Here is a 15,109-nt window from a genome sequence, read left to right as displayed (position 1 = left end):
ATCAAGCGCCTTCGTGACGGGAATCCGGAATCGATCCGGACTTGACGGCGATCTTGCGGGGAGCGCCTTTTGTCAATTTTCAGCCTAATTGATGCCAATCAAGGGCATCAATTTTGACAGATTCTAAAAACACGAATATAGTTCCCGGGCTTGACCTGCATCAAGCCGCAGCGAGCGATCCAGCTACCCGTAAAGCAGCGATTCAAGCCATGCGCACAACCGATCTGGAACGTATCAGGACGCTGCCGCTGTTCGCGGGGGCGGATGCCGACACCTTCAACGAAGTCACGGGCGGCGCGTTCCTGCAACGGTTTCCGGCGGGAACGACATTGCTTCTCGAAGGCGATCCCGTCGATTTCCTTTATGTGCTGCTCGACGGGCAGGTTGAATTGCAGGGCACCTGGAAGGAGAAGGAAACGACGCTCGCCGTGCTGCGGCCCGTTTCCACCTTCATCCTCGCCGCCGTGGTGCTCGACACCACGTCGCTGATGGGCGCGGTGACGCTCGAACGATCCGAGATCCTGATGATATCCGGCAACGCCTTGCGCCGGGGCATGAAGCGCGACGCGGCTTTCTGCTTCGAGGTGTCGCAGGAGCTGGCCGGGTGCTATCGCGGGCTGGTGCGCTCGGTGAAGAATCTCAAGCTGCGCAGCGCCGTGGAGCGGCTGGCCAATTATCTGGTCACGTTGCAGGTGCGCCAGGGCGGCGGCGTCGACGTCACCATTCCGCACGAGAAGCGCGTGCTGGCCTCGCTGCTCGGCATGACGCCGGAGAACCTCTCGCGCGCCTTCGCCAAGCTCGATGCCTACGGCGTCGTCGTCGACGGCAACCGCGTGCGTCTCGGCAATCCCGACAAGCTCTCGCGCCTGGCGCGGCCTTCCGCCTGGATCGACAACCATACGCCGCCTCTTGAGGAGCCGCTGGGAAAGGCCGAACGGGAACGCTGGCCGCTGGGGAACGGGCATCGTTCCTGGGCGTAGAGCGCCACGGCGCCGTTTACGGCTTGCAAATGATGAACCCGGTATACAATTTGGCATGAAGGGCCGGCGGCGCCCGGACGGCTTGCGCAGCCGTCAACCCGGCGGCCATATCTGCAACAGGGCTAACTGCATGATCCCGACAGTTACCGATAACCGGGCGCTTCGATGCGGCTGACGAACTTTTCGGATTACGCCCTGCGCGTCCTGATGTACGCGGCGACCTGTCGGGATCGGCTGGTGACGATCGAGGAAACGGCGGACGTTTACGGGATATCCCGCAACCATCTGATGAAGGTCGCCAATCAATTGACGCGCGCCGGCTTTCTGAAGGCGGTGCGCGGCCGCTCCGGCGGCCTGACGCTGGCGCGGGAGGCCGCGGACATCCGTCTCGGCGACGTGCTGCGCGCGACGGAACCGGATTTCGCCCTCGTCGAATGTTTTGCCGCACAGAAGGAAAACGGCGCGTTTTGCCGCATCTCCTGCCAGTGCCGGCTACGCGGGGTGCTGGCCGAGGCGCTGGCGGCGTTCATGACGACGATGGACCGCCATACGCTTGCCGACATCGTGCTTTCTCCGGCCGATTTCGGCATCAAGCCGGCCGCCTGAAGCACCGCCGTCGCCGGTTTTCCGCCAACATTTTTCCGCAGACATCATGACGCATGGAACCGGCGGGCCTTAAGATATATTCACGATATATCTATTGCGGCAGGTCAGGGCGCAGGCGTTCGATTGCCAGGGCCTGACGCGGGGAAACGATGCGGCGTCTTGCCGATGCCGGGGACGCCGCCGGGAGATGAAGACAAATGGTCGATATGATGGGTAGAGCCTTCTGTGGCGCGGCGGCGCTGGCGTTGCTGTCCGCGCCGGCGCTGGGCGCGGATTTCAGGGTCGAGATGCTCAACAAGGGCAAGGCCGGGCCGATGGTTTTCGAGCCGTCGCTCCTCAGGATCGCGCCCGGCGATACCGTGACCTTCGTGCCGACCGACAAGACCCACAATGCGGAAACGGCGAAGGGTCTCATTCCCGATGGCGCGGAGCCGTTCAAGGGCAAGGTCAACCAGGAGATCTCGTCGACCTTCGCCGTGCCCGGCGCCTACCTCATCAAATGCCTGCCCCATATGCCGATGGGGATGGTGGCGCTGATCGTCGTTGGCGAAGGCGCGCCGTCCAATCTCGATGCGATCAGGGCGGCCAAATTGCCGAAGAAGGCCCGCGAGCGGCTCGACGCGTCGCTTGCCGAACTGGGGCAATGACAGCGGCGGGGCGATGGCGAACGGCAATATCCGGCTGAAGCGCATCTATGAACCGCCGGAGGCGGACGATGGCGCGCGCGTGCTCGTCGACCGTCTCTGGCCGCGCGGCATCCGCAAGGAAGAGGCGGCGTTGACGCTCTGGCTGAAGGACATCGCGCCCAGCCCCGAATTGCGCCGCTGGTTCGGCCACGATCCGGCGCGGTGGGCCGCGTTCGCCCGCCGCTACCGCGCCGAACTCGCCGCGAATGCGCCGGCCGTCGACACGCTCCGCGATCTCGCCGCGCGCGGGCCGGTGACGCTGCTCTACGCTGCCCGCGACACGGCGCACAACCATGCGCTGGTTCTTGCGGATCATCTTCTCGACAAGCCCCCGGAGGCGTAGCCGTCGCGCGGCGACGGCTACGCCGGCCCGTCAGCCGGCCGGCTTTGCGGCGCGGTTCGGCTCGCGCGGTTTCAATTGCGGCTGAAGCAGCATGCCGCCGTACCGGGCGCAATAGCCGAGAAAGGCGAGGGTCCACAGCGTCGCCGAGACATGCAGCAGGCTCACCGACTCCGGCATGAAGCCGGCGGCGATCCGCGACAGCGCCGCCAGCACGATCGCGGCGTAAATCAGTTGGGTCGCCGTGTCCGCCCTGAGTTCGCGGCCCGTGTGGCCGAGCGCCGCGCGGGTCATGACCGCGAGCGTCATCACGCCGATGGCGCCGACGCCGAGAGCGTGAAGCGCCGCGACCGGGGGAAAGCGCGCCGGATCGAGAGCGGAGAGGCCGGCAAGCAAAAGGCCGGCGGGCACGAACAGATAGGCGATGTGCAGGATCAGCACGAGGGCGCCGCGCCGCGCCCTGTCGCCGGCCCAGCGCACGAGCCGCGCGAGGTTGAGCCCGCCGGCGGCGATGAGCAGGAGGCCCGCCGCCCCGCTTTCCGGCATCAGTGTCCAGAGCGAAAGCGCCGCTACCGAAAGGAGGATGCAGAACTTGTCGAAACCGTTGAAGGGAACGGGCAGGCGGCCCGGATTCTCGCGCGCGAGCCAGTTGCGCGTGAAGCTCGGGATGATGCGCCCGCCGATGATCAGGATCAGGACGATCGCCGCCGCGGTCGCCAGCCGGCGGCTGTAGTCGCTGGCGCCGTCGACCGCCGCCTCGACGTGAAACAGAACGTTGGCGAGCAGGAACACCGCCACCGGCACCAGGATCTTGAGATTGCGCCAGTTTTTTCCCGCGACGATCTCCGCCGCTGCGGCGGCCGCGACCGCCGCGAGGAACAGGCTGTCGATGACGGCCGCCGCGAGCCAACCCGTCCAGGCGGAGAAGAAGACGGCGACGCGTCCGGCAACCCATAGCAGCAGCAGGCCGAGCAGCGGCGCTCCCTGCACCGGCAAGCGTCCGGTCCAGTTCGGAATGGCGGTGAGCAGGAAACCGGCGACGATGGCCGCAAGATAACCGAACAGGGTTTCGTGGATGTGCCAGTCGACGGGCATGAAGGCGCTGGCGGTGCCGACCGTGCCGTCGCGTATCGGCAGCCAGGCCAGGATGATCAGCCCGCCGTAGAGCGCGCCGAACAGGAAGAAGGGGCGGAAGCCGTAGGACAGAAGCGCCGGCCGGCCGCCTTGCGCCCGCCGGGCCGGCGCCGGTCTCGTTTCACCTTGCGCGGTCATCATGAGATTTCCTCGGAAGAGGTGTCGCAAGGGCGATCCGCCTGAGCAACGAAGCCTGCCCGCGATCGGACACCCTGCGGCATCGGTCGTCTCCATATAAATGGAGTATTTTCGATATATCTTTTTTAGTCCGAATTCAGAGGTGCCGCAAGCGGCAAACACCATGGCGCGCGGGCGTTGAAGCGGCGGATCGCCCGTTTGCGAGACGGCGCAGCCTCTCCGCGTCGTTGTGTCTCATGACATTTCACAGCGCTCGCTTTCCGTCCAAACCGCAAGTCGAGAGGAATCGATGCCATGCGGCTTCCGGGCGGACCGTGCAGCCGGGCGCGGACCGCGGGCTTCCGCGGCCCGGTGGACAAGGAATATTATTTAATCTATAGATTTAATTTAAGTTCGATTCTCAACGCTCCCGTCGTTCGTCCGTTGCTCCGGAGATTTTTCATGGCCCGGTTTCGCCGTCCTCATCGTCCGTTTGCCCTGCGATCGCGGGCCGTCATCGCCCTTGCGGCTGCTCTGGCCGGATTGCCGGCCGGCGCCGCGTTCGCCGAGACCCTGATCTGGTCGCGCAGCGCGGATGCGCTCACGCTCGATCCGCATGCGCAGAACGACGGCGTAAGCCACGCGGTCCTGCGTCAGATCTACGAAACGCTGGTGCAGCGTGACGGCAGCGGCAAGCTCATTCCCCTGCTGGCGAAGGAATGGAAGCTGAAGGAAGGCGATCCCACGACGTGGGTTTTCACGCTGCAGGAAGGCGTGAAATATCATGACGGCGCGGATTTCACCGCGGAAGACGTCGTCTTCTCGCTCGACCGCGCCCGCTCCCCGCTCTCCAAGCTGCGCCAGCTCCATGCGGATGTGGTGTCCGTCACGGCCGTGGACAACCATACGGTCGAGGTCAGGCTCAGGGGGCCGAACCTCGTCTATCCCAACAATCTGACCGGCACTTATATTCTTGATAAGGGATGGTCGGAAAAGCATAACGTCCTTGAGGTGCAGGATTATGCCGCCGGAAAGGACAATTACGCCGTTCGCCATACGAACGGAACAGGCCCCTTCGTCCTGAAATCGCGGGAAGTCGGCGTGCGGACCGTGCTGGCCGCCAGCGGCATCCATTGGGCGCAGGAAAAGCCGCAGGTGACGGAGATCGTCTTCACGCCGATCGCCGATGCCGCTACCCGCGTGGCGGCGCTGCTTTCCGGCGAGGTGAATTTCGTGCAGGACGTGCCGGTGCAGGATGTCGAGCGGCTGTCCGCCACCAAGGGCGTCACGGTCGTCAAGGGGCCGGAGAACCGCAACATATTCATCGGCTACAGGCTGGACGACAAGCCGCTGGCCTCCTCCGACGTCAAGGACCGGAATCCGTTCGCGGATCCGCGCGTGCGCGAGGCCGTTCACCTCGCCGTCGACCGCGACGCCATCGTCAAGGTGGTGCTGCGCGGCAACGGCATACCGACCGGGCTCGCCGCGCCGCCTTTCGTCAACGGCTGGACGAAGGAACTGGACGCCTACGACAGGCCGGACCCGGCGCGGGCGCGGCAATTGCTGGCGGAGGCGGGCTATCCGAACGGCTTCGCCGTGACGCTGGACACGCCCAACAACCGCTATCTGAACGACGAGGCCATCAGCCAGGCGCTTGTCGGGTTTCTGGGGCAGATCGGCATCAAGGCGACGCTCGCCTCGCGCCCCTTCGCCCAGCATTCGCCGCTGATCGCCGAGGCCAAGACCGATCTTTACCTGTTCGGCTGGGGCGTTCCCACCTTCGACAGCGCCTATAATTTCAACGACCTCGTCCACACCCGCACGGGCAGCTACGGCGCGTGGAATCCGAGCGGCTATTCCAACGCCGACCTCGACAAGCGCATACAGGCGCTCGGAACGGAGATCGACCCGGCCCGCCGCAACGCCGCCATCGACGACATATGGCGTTTCGTCAAGGAAGAGCGCCTTCTTCTGCCGCTGCATAACCAGATCATCGCATGGGCGACACGGGACGGGATCTCCATCCCGATCCAGCCGGACAACTCGCCGAAGGTTCACCTGATCACTTTCAGCCGCTGACGGCAGTTCCGGCCCTCCTGCCGGTCATCCTTCCCCGCGCGCCTTCCCGGAAGCCGGTCGTCCGGCCTCCGGGGCCGAAAGGGGGCTTTGGCTGAAGAAGTACCATGCTGTCATTCATCATCCGCCGTCTGGCGCAGTCCGTCGTCGTCATGCTGGTCGTCGCGTTCGTGGCGTTCGTCGTCTTCCGCTATGTGGGCGATCCGCTGGAATCGCTGGCAACCCAGGAGACGCGCCTCGAAGACCGGGAGATCATGCGCGAGAGGCTCGGCCTCAACGCGCCGGCGTATGTCCAGTTCGCCGATTTCGTCGGCCGCCTGCTGCGCGGCGATCTCGGCGTCTCCTACCGGTTGCAGGAGCCCGTGACGCGCCTCATTCTCGAACGTCTGCCGGCCACGCTGGAGCTCGCCTTCGCATCGGCGACCATCGCCCTCGTGTTCGGCGTCCTGCTGGGCGTCCATTCCGCCTTGCGGCCGCGCTCGGCGGGCGCCTGGGCGGCGATGACGCTTTCTCTCGTCGGCGTCTCCCTGCCCACTTTCGTCATCGGCATCAGCCTGATCTACGTCTTCTCGGTGGAACTCGGATGGCTGCCCTCCTACGGCCGGGGCGAGACGGTGCAGCTTGGCTGGTGGCGCACCGGCCTGCTGACGGAAAGCGGCCTGCGTTCGCTCGTCCTGCCGGCGATCACGCTGTCCCTGTTCCAGCTCACGCTGATCATGCGGCTCGTCCGCTCCGAGATGCTGGAGGTGCTGCGGCAGGACTACATCCGCTTCGCCCGCGCGCGGGGGCTGTCGCAAAGGGCGATCCACTTCGGCCATGCGCTCGGGAACACGCTGGTGCCGGTGATCACCATCACCGGGCTGCAACTCGGCTCCGTCATCGCCTTCGCCATCGTCACCGAAACGGTGTTCCAGTGGCCCGGTGTCGGTTCGCTTTTCATCAACTCCGTGCAGGGTGTCGATATTCCGGTCATGGCGGCCTATCTCATCTTCATCGCCCTTGTCTTCGTGGTCATCAACCTCGTCGTCGACATTCTCTATTACGTCGTGGACCCGCGTCTGCGCGTCGATTCCGGCAAATCCGGGGGCTGACATGACATCGACCGACACTCGCGACGACGCCCCGCGCTCCGCCGATGCCGCCGCCGCGCCTGAATCGGGCTCGGACCTGCTTTACGCCTTTCGCCGCTCTCCCGTTGCCATCGTGGCGGCGGCGGTGGCGGTGACGCTCGTGCTGGCCGCCGTCGTCGGTCCTTTCCTGTCTCCGCACGATCCCTTCAACCCCGCCACGCTGAACCTGATGGACGGTTTCACGCCGCCGCTGTCGACCTCGGCCGTCGGAAACCGGTTCTTTCTGGGGTCGGACAGCCAGGGGCGGGACGTGCTGACCACGCTGCTCACCGGCAGCCGGCTGTCGCTGTTCGTCGCGTTGACGGCGACCCTGTTCTCGATGACGGTCGGGATCGCGCTCGGGCTGATCGCGGGCTATCTCGGGGGATGGCCGGACGCGGTGATCATGCGCGTGGCCGATGTTCAGCTCACCTTTCCCGCCATTCTCATCGCGTTGCTGATCTTCGGCGTCGCGCAAGCCATCATCCCGCCCGGCAGGCAGGAGTCGGCCGCCGTCTGGGTGCTGGTGCTCGCCATCGGCATTTCGAACTGGGCGCAATTCGCCCGCACGGTGCGGGGCGCCGCCATGGTGGAGCGGCAGAAGGATTATGTCGCCGCCGCGCGCATCATCGGCGTGTCTCCGCCGCTCATCCTGCTGCGCCACATCCTGCCCAACGTGCTGGGTCCCGCGCTCGTGGTCGGCACCATCGGTCTCGCGGTCGCCGTGATCGAGGAGGCGACGCTCTCCTATCTCGGCGTCGGCGTGCCGCCCACCCAGCCGTCTTTGGGAACGCTCATCCGCATCGGCCAGCAATATCTGTTTTCCGGCGAATGGTGGATCTTCTTCTTCCCCGCCCTGACGCTCGTGCTTCTGGCGCTTTCCGTCAACCTGCTGGGCGACTGGCTGCGTGACGCCCTCAATCCTCGTTTGCGGTGACGTCATGCCGGCCCATCCCGTCCTTTCCATCCGCAATCTGACGGTTGAATTCGAACTCCGGCATCGCATTTTCACGGCGGTGCGCGATGTGTCGCTCGACATCGCTCCGGGAGAAGTGCTGGGCGTCGTGGGAGAATCGGGGGCCGGCAAGTCCATGACGGGCGCCGCCGTCATGCGCCTCATCGATCCGCCCGGCCGCATCGCGGCCGGCGAAATCCGCCTGAAGGGCCGGCGGATCGACGATCTGCCGGAAAAGGAGTTCGCCGCCTTGCGCGGCAAGCGCATCGGCATGGTGTTTCAGGACCCGCTGACGAGCCTCGATCCGCTCCGGACCGTGGGCGGGCAGCTCGTCGAGACCATCCGGGCGCATCTGCCGCTCGGCGAGGAGGAGGCGCGCCGGCACGCGGCCTCGCTGCTGGAGGAGACGGGCATCCCGCAGGCGCGCGCGCGGCTGTCGGCCTATCCGCATCAGTTCTCCGGCGGCATGCGGCAACGGGTGGTGATCGCCCTGGCCATTGCCGCCGGACCGGAACTCGTCATCGCCGACGAGCCGACCTCGGCGCTCGACGTTTCCGTGCAGGCGCAAATCATCAAGGTGCTGAAATCCCTGTGCGCGAGGCGCGGCACCGCCGTGCTGCTGATCACGCACGACATGGGCGTGATCGCGGAGACGGCGGATCGCGTCGTCGTGATGAGCGACGGCCGGATCGTCGAGACCGGCAAGGTGAACGATATCATCGGGCGCCCGCGCGAGAGCTATACGCAACGGCTGATCGCCGCCATTCCCTCCGTCCACGCGCGGAGCGCGCGCCCCGCATCGGGCGGCGAGGCAACGCCTTTCGTCGTTGTCGACGCACTCAGCCGAAGCTTCACGCCGCCCGGCGCATCGCTGTTCCGCTGGCCCGGAGCCGGCAGGAAGGCCGTGACCGTGGTCGACGACGTTTCGTTCGCCGTCGCGCGCGGGCAAACCTTCGGCCTCGTGGGCGAATCCGGCTCGGGAAAGTCCACGATCGCGCGCATCCTGACCGGCCTGCTCCGGCCGAGCCGCGGCACGGTGCGGATCGACGGGCTGGACATCTGGTCCAGCCCCGCCGGCAGCGCCGAGCGCCGCCGGAAAGTGCAGATGATCTTTCAGGACCCCTACGCCAGCCTCAATCCGCGCTGGCGCGTGGGCGACATCATCGCGGAGCCGCTGCGGACGCTGGATTCGTCCGTCGGGCGGTCGGAGGCGGAGGATCGCGTGGCTCATCTCCTGTCACGCGTGAGGCTCGATCCGGCCGCCATCCGCAAATATCCGCATCAGTTCTCGGGAGGCCAGCGCCAGCGCATCGCGATCGCCCGCGCGCTCTCCAGCCAGCCCGCCTTCATCGTGTGCGACGAGCCGACATCGGCGCTCGACGTATCGGTGCAGGCGCAGGTGCTCGAACTGATGCTCGAATTGCAGAAGGAGTTCGGCCTTACCTACCTGCTGATCAGCCACAATCTCGCCGTCGTGCGCAAGATGGCCGACAGGGTGGGCGTGCTCCATCAGGGCGTGCTCGTCGAGGAAGGCGAAACGGATGCCGTATTCGACGACCCGCGTTCCGACTACACCCGAATGCTGCTGGATGCCGTGCCCGACATCAAACGGGCCGCGGACGCGGCCTGATCGCCCGGCCGGGCCCTGTTCTCCATGGATCGGCAAGAACGGTTTTTGCAGAATGCCGGATTATGGCTGTCATCCGCGCCCATGTCATGAATCATTCTTCGATTATAATCGTTGATGCGCGCTTTGTGCATTCCATAATTAATTATTGATCAGACATGATGCGTATCATATTGGGCGGCAATAAGTAAAATTTCCGAAAAGATACTGATTTTTTTGGTATACGAGATCGAGAAAATGCTGTCAGGCCCCTTCCGTGAAGCTTTGGAACGGCGCGGGCGATGCGACGAAACCTGTTTGTGCAAGCCTCGGTTGCTATGCTATAAGTAAATCCCCTCTTATCAATCCGATGCGCTCGTTGGTTGGCCATTGCACAGGTGTCGTTACGTCAGGCTTCAAGGTGACAACATTGGGCGCGTTCGAGAGTTTCTTCATCCGCTCCGCTGATGGCCCCTATCTGAGCGGCGCCTACAATCCCGGTCTCGTTCTGCTGTCCATTTTCGTGGCGATCTTTTCCGCCACCATTTCGTTGCAGACGGCGCAGATCGCCGGCAGCACCGAAAACAGGCTGTATCGGCACGTTGCCGTCGCCACGGGGGCTCTCGCTCTGGGCGGCGGCATCTGGACCATGCACTTCATCGGCATGCTGGCCTTCGAGCTGCCGACGCATGTTCATTTCGCGCTCGGCCTGACCTTGTTGTCCCTGCTGCCGGCCTGCGCGGTCTCGTGGGTCGCCCTCCGCATACTCGCCCGTTCCGAGGTCGGCTGGAGGCAATTGGCGACCAGCGGCACGATCGTCGGCCTCGGCATCGGCGCGATGCACTACAGCGGCATGGCGGCCATGCAGACCTCGCTGCTGATGCGCTACGACGCCGGCATCTTCGTTCTGTCCATCATCGTGGCGGTGCTGCTTGCGATCGTCGCGCTGTGGGTGCGCTACAGGTTGCAGGCGACGACGCTTCGCCCCCTCCAGCGCCTGCTGGTCGCCGGCACGGTCATGGGCTTCGCCATCGCCGGCATGCATTATGTCGGCATGGCGGCGGTCCGCTTCATCGGCGCGCCGGGAGAGGCGGGCACCGACCTGCTGATCGGCACGACCGTCGCCTCGCTCGCGTTGTCCGCCTTCACCGTCATCATGACGCTGCTGACCTTCGCGCTGAACGGCCTGATCCGTTTCCGCGAGATGTATCACAGCATGGAGGAGGGCAGGGCGCGCTTGCGCGCCATCCTGGACACCGCCGTGGACGGCATCATCATCATCGATTGTCGAGGGCACATCCAGAGCTTCAACCAGTCTGCCGAACGCCTTTTCGGCTGGAGCGCGGATGAAGTGGTCGGCCGCAACGTCAAGATGCTGATGCCCGAGCCGCACCAGTCGGAGCATGACGGCTACCTGCACAACTACCACGTCACGGGCGTGCCGAAGATCATCGGCTCCGGCCGCGAGGTGACGGGCCTGCGCAAGAACGGCAGCCTGATGCCGATGCGCCTTGCCGTCGGCCGGGTAAGTCTGCCGGGGGAGGTGCTGTTCGTCGGTTTCGTCACCGATATCAGCGACCATCGCGCGCTGGAGGAATCGCTGCGCGAGACGGCGGAGCGCGCCGAGCGCGCCGCCGCCGCCAAGAGCACCTTTCTGGCCAACATGAGCCACGAGATCCGCACGCCGATGAACTCCGTCATCGGCTTCACCGAGTTGCTGCTACAGACGGACCTGACGCCGGTTCAGCGCAATCACCTGAACACCGTCCGGCAGTCGTCGCGCTCCCTGCTCGGCCTCCTCAACGACATCCTCGACACCACCCGGATGGAGAAGGGCGGGCTGATCCTGGAAGCGATCGATTTCTCGCTCAAGGGGCTGGCGCTGCAAATCGAATCCTCGCTGCGGCTCAGCGCCCAGTCCAAGCGGCTGACGTTCTCCACATATTATCCGCCCGACATGCCGGAGCATTTCCGGGGCGATCCGCTGCGCATGCTGCAAGTGCTGACCAATCTGGTGGGCAACGCCATCAAGTTCACCGAACGGGGCGGCGTGGAGGTTATTTTCTCGCGCGAGGACGGCATGGTGCATGTGGAGGTGCGCGACACCGGCATCGGCATGGCGCCTCAGCAGGTCGAGGCGATCTTCGCGCCCTTCACCCAGGCCGACGCCTCGATCAGCCGCCGCTTCGGCGGCACCGGTCTGGGCACCACGATCGCGCGTCAACTGGTCGATCTGATGGGCGGGCGCATCGAGGTCGAAAGCGCGCCGGGCCGTGGCAGCTCTTTCCACGTATACCTGCCGCTGCCTCCCGGCGAGAAACCGCAGGCCATCGAAGCCGCCGCCATTCGCCGATCCCTGCCGCCGCTGACCATCCTGATCGCCGACGACGTGCCGCAGAACCTGGAACTGCTGGCGCTGACGCTGGCCGATGGCGGGCACAAGGTCGCCGCCGCCAGGGACGGCGACGAGGCGATCGGGAAATTCAAGGCGGGGCGCTTCGACGTGGTTCTGATGGACGTCCATATGCCCGGCACCGACGGCCTCCAGGCCACGCGCATCATCCGCCAGTATGAACGCACCGAGGGGCGCATCCCCACGCCCATCATCGCGCTGACGGCCAGCGTGCGGGTCGAGGACCGCCGCGCCGCGCGCCAGGCCGGCATGGACGGGTTCGCCATCAAACCGCTCGACGTGCCCCAGCTTCTCGACGAGATGGCGCAGGTGCTGAACATCGCGCACTCTCCGGCGCCGCTCGACGAAATCGCGAGGGGCGAGCCCGCCGCGACGCTGATCGACTGGCAGGCCGGTATAGCGCTCTGGGGCAGCGAGGAGCGTCTGGCGCGGGCGCTGGACAGCTTCCTCAGCACGGTGGCGCGGAAGCACCCGCTTCCCCCGGTGGCCCCTGGTTCTGAAGAGGCCCCTGGTTCCGAAGAGGCCCCTGGCGATATCGACCGGAACGCGACATTGCACAGCCTGCACGGGATTCGTGGAGCCGCCGGCAACCTTGCCCTGCCGAAGGTCGCGGCGCTGGCCGGCCGGCTGGAGGACCTGCTCGTGAAGGGCGGGCCAGAAGAAGTCCGTTCGCGGATAGCCGAGCTGCCCGCCTTGTTGCAGGAGGTGAAACGGGAGCTGGGCAACGTCGCCCTTTCCGACGGCGAGACGCCGGACGCCGTGGCGGCATCGCAATCCGCCGCCGATCTGCTGAACCAAATGCGGGCGCTGATGGCCTATCTGGCGCGCAATGAACTCGACGATGCCGCGCTGGAGGCGGTCTGCGCCGGTCTGGAAAGCGAAGGACAGCGGGCGCACGCGCAGACGCTGCGGATCGCCGTCGATGCTTTCGAGTTTCCCAGGGCGCATGCCCTGTTGCGGCGGCTCGTGGCTGAGCGCGTCCCTGAAGATGCATCGTGAGGAGCCCTGACATGGAGCGGGTGAAGGAACATGGAGCGAATGCGGGATTCCCGGCCGACCCTGTTGCTGGTTGACGACGAAACGACCAATCTTCAGGTGCTGCGCCACACTTTGCAGGACGAGTACCGGCTGCTCTTCGCCAAGGACGGGCGCAAGGCGCTGGACATCGTGCATGCCGATCGTCCCGACCTGATCCTGCTCGACATCATGATGCCCGGCCTGTCGGGCTATGAGGTTTGCAAGGCGTTGAAGCGGAACGAGTGCGTCGCCTCGATCCCGGTGATCTTCGTGACGGCGCTCGCCGAGGCCTCCAGCGAGCAGCAGGGGCTCGAAATCGGCGCGGTCGACTACATCACCAAGCCTTTCAACCCTCATATCGTCCGCGCGCGCGTGCGCACCCACCTGTCTCTGGTGCAGGTGGAGGAAGTCCGCGCGACACGCCTGAAGATCGTCCGGTGTCTTGGCGCGGCCGTCGAGTTCAGGGACAACGAGACGGGCTTTCACGTCATCCGCATGAGCCACTATGCCCGGACGCTGGCGCTGACCGCGGGATACAGCGAGAGCGCCGCCGAGGAACTCCTGCACGCGGCGCCGATGCATGATGTGGGCAAGATCGGCATTCCCGATATGATTTTGCAGAAACCCGGCAAGCTCACCGATGACGAGTATCGGGTCATGCAGCAGCATACCGTCATCGGGGCCCGGATCATCGGCAACCATCCCTCCGGCCTTCTCCGAATGGCCGCCGTCATCGCGCTGAACCATCACGAGAAATGGAATGGTAGCGGCTATCCGCAAGGGCTTGCCGGCGAAGACATCCCCCACGTCGCCCGCGTCGTGGCGCTGGCCGACGTGTTCGACGCGCTCGTCAGCGTGCGCCCTTACAAGGCCGCCTGGTCGGTCGACGAGGCGGTGACGCTGATCCGCGATGAAAGCGGGAAGCACTTCGATCCTGAGCTGGTGAGGGCGTTCCTCGATTGCATGCCGGACATCCTGCTGATCCGCGAGCGTTGGGCCGACCCGGAAAACGGCGGTTGCACCGGCGGAACGCGGTCATCGCACGCATGACGCGGCAATTGCGGGGCCATGATTGCGGTTCGGGCGTGCGGCTTTTGAAGACAGGGAGCGGCGTGACGATTCCGTTTGCATGCATGCCGCTCTATCCTTTTGTTTGCGCATCAAGTTTTCAAAAAAGTGCATGCGCTTCCAGCTTGATGCTATAGTCGCACGGCCTCACGTCGCAGGCACCGCCGTCAGGCAACAGGTCGGAGGCAACGATGCGATTGTTCGTTCTGGGCGCTTCGGGGGGCGTGGGAACCTGTCTGCTGGAGCAGGCAACCGCGCGCGGACACAGCATCACCGCCCAGACGCGCAGCGCGGGCAAGCTGACCGGGACGGCGTCCGTCAACGTCATCGTCGGTTCGCCGACCGATGAAGCCTTCCTGAAGCGGCATATCGCCGGGCATGATGCCGTCGTCCTGTGCGTCGGCATCGACGGTCTGGGCAAGACGACCCTGTTCTCCGAGACGACCCGGGCGGTCATGGCCGCGATGCAGGCGGCGGGCATCGCGCGCCTCGTGGCGATCACCGGCATCGGGGCGGGCGACACCAGGGGCCATGGCGGGTGGTTCTACAACCACATCGTCTATCCGCTCTTCACCCGCCACCGCTACGCCGACAAGGATCGGCAGGAAGCCATCATCGCGCAAAGCGGCCTGGACTGGACCATCGTCCGGCCGGCCCCCTTCGCCACGAGGGCGGGCAGCGGACCGCTACAGGTCCGGACGGACATACCGGCAGACCTGCAACTGACCTCCATCACCCGCGCCGAGGTCGCCGGATTCATTCTCGACAGTCTGGAGAACGGCGGTTTCATACGCCAGAAGCCCTTCATCGGCCATGCGTGACGCGGCAAAGGGCGCCGCTGTATGGAACAGGATCCCGTTGTCTTCACGCCTGTTTTTGACGATCGCGCGGCTCTTGCGCATTTTTCTGCTTTGACGAGCTGGCGGGACGGGCGCGGAAGCGGCTACACCTGCACGACCCTCAGGTTGTTCGTCGTGCCGGCTTGCCCGAAGGGGATGCCTG

12 protein-coding genes are annotated in these 15,109 nt (G+C 65.3%); 11 read left to right on the top strand and 1 reads right to left on the bottom strand.

Features of this window, described 5'->3' with window-relative positions; all coding sequences use genetic code 11:
- Positions 1–209 precede the first annotated feature (209 nt).
- From ftrB to ACOYJQ_RS17465, 4 genes are all read left to right on the top strand, one after another.
- A complete protein-coding gene (ftrB, locus tag ACOYJQ_RS17480) occupies positions 210–980 on the top strand; it encodes a transcriptional activator FtrB (protein WP_433460297.1) in 771 nt (256 codons plus the stop codon).
- Positions 981–1,145: 165 nt separating this feature from the next.
- A complete protein-coding gene (locus ACOYJQ_RS17475; protein WP_433460296.1) occupies positions 1,146–1,586 on the top strand; it encodes an Rrf2 family transcriptional regulator in 441 nt (146 codons plus the stop codon).
- A gap of 206 nt (positions 1,587–1,792) precedes the next feature.
- Positions 1,793–2,233 carry a pseudoazurin gene (locus ACOYJQ_RS17470; protein ID WP_433460343.1) on the top strand — a complete coding sequence of 147 codons (441 nt, stop codon included), beginning with the start codon at positions 1,793–1,795 and terminating at the stop codon, positions 2,231–2,233.
- Positions 2,234–2,246: 13 nt separating this feature from the next.
- Positions 2,247–2,615, top strand: coding sequence for a DUF488 domain-containing protein (locus ACOYJQ_RS17465; RefSeq protein ID WP_433460294.1), 369 nt, complete (start codon positions 2,247–2,249; stop codon positions 2,613–2,615).
- A gap of 30 nt (positions 2,616–2,645) precedes the next feature.
- Here the strand turns inward: ACOYJQ_RS17465 and ACOYJQ_RS17460 are convergent, their stop codons facing one another.
- Positions 2,646–3,887, bottom strand: a complete 1,242-nt coding sequence (locus ACOYJQ_RS17460; protein WP_433460292.1) for an NnrS family protein — start codon at positions 3,885–3,887, stop codon at positions 2,646–2,648.
- Positions 3,888–4,325: 438 nt separating this feature from the next.
- Between ACOYJQ_RS17460 and ACOYJQ_RS17455 the strand changes: the two genes are divergently transcribed.
- From ACOYJQ_RS17455 to ACOYJQ_RS17425, 7 genes are all read left to right on the top strand, one after another.
- Positions 4,326–5,942, top strand: coding sequence for an ABC transporter substrate-binding protein (locus tag ACOYJQ_RS17455; protein WP_433460291.1), 1,617 nt, complete (start codon positions 4,326–4,328; stop codon positions 5,940–5,942).
- A gap of 104 nt (positions 5,943–6,046) precedes the next feature.
- Positions 6,047–7,030 carry an ABC transporter permease gene (locus tag ACOYJQ_RS17450; protein ID WP_433460290.1) on the top strand — a complete coding sequence of 328 codons (984 nt, stop codon included), beginning with the start codon at positions 6,047–6,049 and terminating at the stop codon, positions 7,028–7,030.
- 1 nt (position 7,031) lies between these two features.
- The gene (locus tag ACOYJQ_RS17445) at positions 7,032–7,985 is read left to right on the top strand and encodes an ABC transporter permease (RefSeq protein ID WP_433460289.1); all 954 of its coding nucleotides are present in this window, start codon (positions 7,032–7,034) and stop codon (positions 7,983–7,985) included.
- Between the two features lie 4 nt (positions 7,986–7,989).
- Positions 7,990–9,633: an ABC transporter ATP-binding protein gene (locus ACOYJQ_RS17440; RefSeq protein ID WP_433460288.1), complete on the top strand. Its 1,644-nt coding sequence runs from the start codon at positions 7,990–7,992 to the stop codon at positions 9,631–9,633.
- 397 nt (positions 9,634–10,030) lie between these two features.
- Positions 10,031–13,021, top strand: a complete 2,991-nt coding sequence (locus ACOYJQ_RS17435; RefSeq protein ID WP_433460287.1) for an MHYT domain-containing protein — start codon at positions 10,031–10,033, stop codon at positions 13,019–13,021.
- A 39-nt stretch (positions 13,022–13,060) separates the two neighbouring features.
- Complete coding sequence (locus ACOYJQ_RS17430) at positions 13,061–14,089, top strand: response regulator (protein WP_433460286.1); 1,029 nt, start codon at positions 13,061–13,063, stop codon at positions 14,087–14,089.
- Between the two features lie 209 nt (positions 14,090–14,298).
- The gene (locus ACOYJQ_RS17425) at positions 14,299–14,928 is read left to right on the top strand and encodes an NAD(P)-dependent oxidoreductase (protein ID WP_433460285.1); all 630 of its coding nucleotides are present in this window, start codon (positions 14,299–14,301) and stop codon (positions 14,926–14,928) included.
- Positions 14,929–15,109: the final 181 nt, after the last annotated feature.

This window comes from Pseudochelatococcus sp. (genome assembly GCF_050946405.1).
Taxonomy (GTDB): domain Bacteria; phylum Pseudomonadota; class Alphaproteobacteria; order Rhizobiales; family Beijerinckiaceae; genus Pseudochelatococcus.
Note: the sequence above shows the minus strand (reverse complement) of the source record. Positions and strands in the feature narration are given on the sequence as shown.

What these genes read in the sequence shown, in the direction of transcription:
- ftrB (WP_433460297.1), top strand. Translation starts at nt 210, where the DNA reads ATGCGCACAACCGATCTGGAACGTATCAGGACGCTGCCGCTGTTCGCG.
- ACOYJQ_RS17475 (WP_433460296.1), top strand. Translation starts at nt 1,146, where the DNA reads ATGCGGCTGACGAACTTTTCGGATTACGCCCTGCGCGTCCTGATGTAC.
- ACOYJQ_RS17470 (WP_433460343.1), top strand. Translation starts at nt 1,793, where the DNA reads ATGATGGGTAGAGCCTTCTGTGGCGCGGCGGCGCTGGCGTTGCTGTCC.
- ACOYJQ_RS17465 (WP_433460294.1), top strand. Translation starts at nt 2,247, where the DNA reads ATGGCGAACGGCAATATCCGGCTGAAGCGCATCTATGAACCGCCGGAG.
- ACOYJQ_RS17460 (WP_433460292.1), bottom strand. Translation starts at nt 3,887, where the DNA reads ATGATGACCGCGCAAGGTGAAACGAGACCGGCGCCGGCCCGGCGGGCG.
- ACOYJQ_RS17455 (WP_433460291.1), top strand. Translation starts at nt 4,326, where the DNA reads ATGGCCCGGTTTCGCCGTCCTCATCGTCCGTTTGCCCTGCGATCGCGG.
- ACOYJQ_RS17450 (WP_433460290.1), top strand. Translation starts at nt 6,047, where the DNA reads ATGCTGTCATTCATCATCCGCCGTCTGGCGCAGTCCGTCGTCGTCATG.
- ACOYJQ_RS17445 (WP_433460289.1), top strand. Translation starts at nt 7,032, where the DNA reads ATGACATCGACCGACACTCGCGACGACGCCCCGCGCTCCGCCGATGCC.
- ACOYJQ_RS17440 (WP_433460288.1), top strand. Translation starts at nt 7,990, where the DNA reads ATGCCGGCCCATCCCGTCCTTTCCATCCGCAATCTGACGGTTGAATTC.
- ACOYJQ_RS17430 (WP_433460286.1), top strand. Translation starts at nt 13,061, where the DNA reads ATGCGGGATTCCCGGCCGACCCTGTTGCTGGTTGACGACGAAACGACC.
- ACOYJQ_RS17425 (WP_433460285.1), top strand. Translation starts at nt 14,299, where the DNA reads ATGCGATTGTTCGTTCTGGGCGCTTCGGGGGGCGTGGGAACCTGTCTG.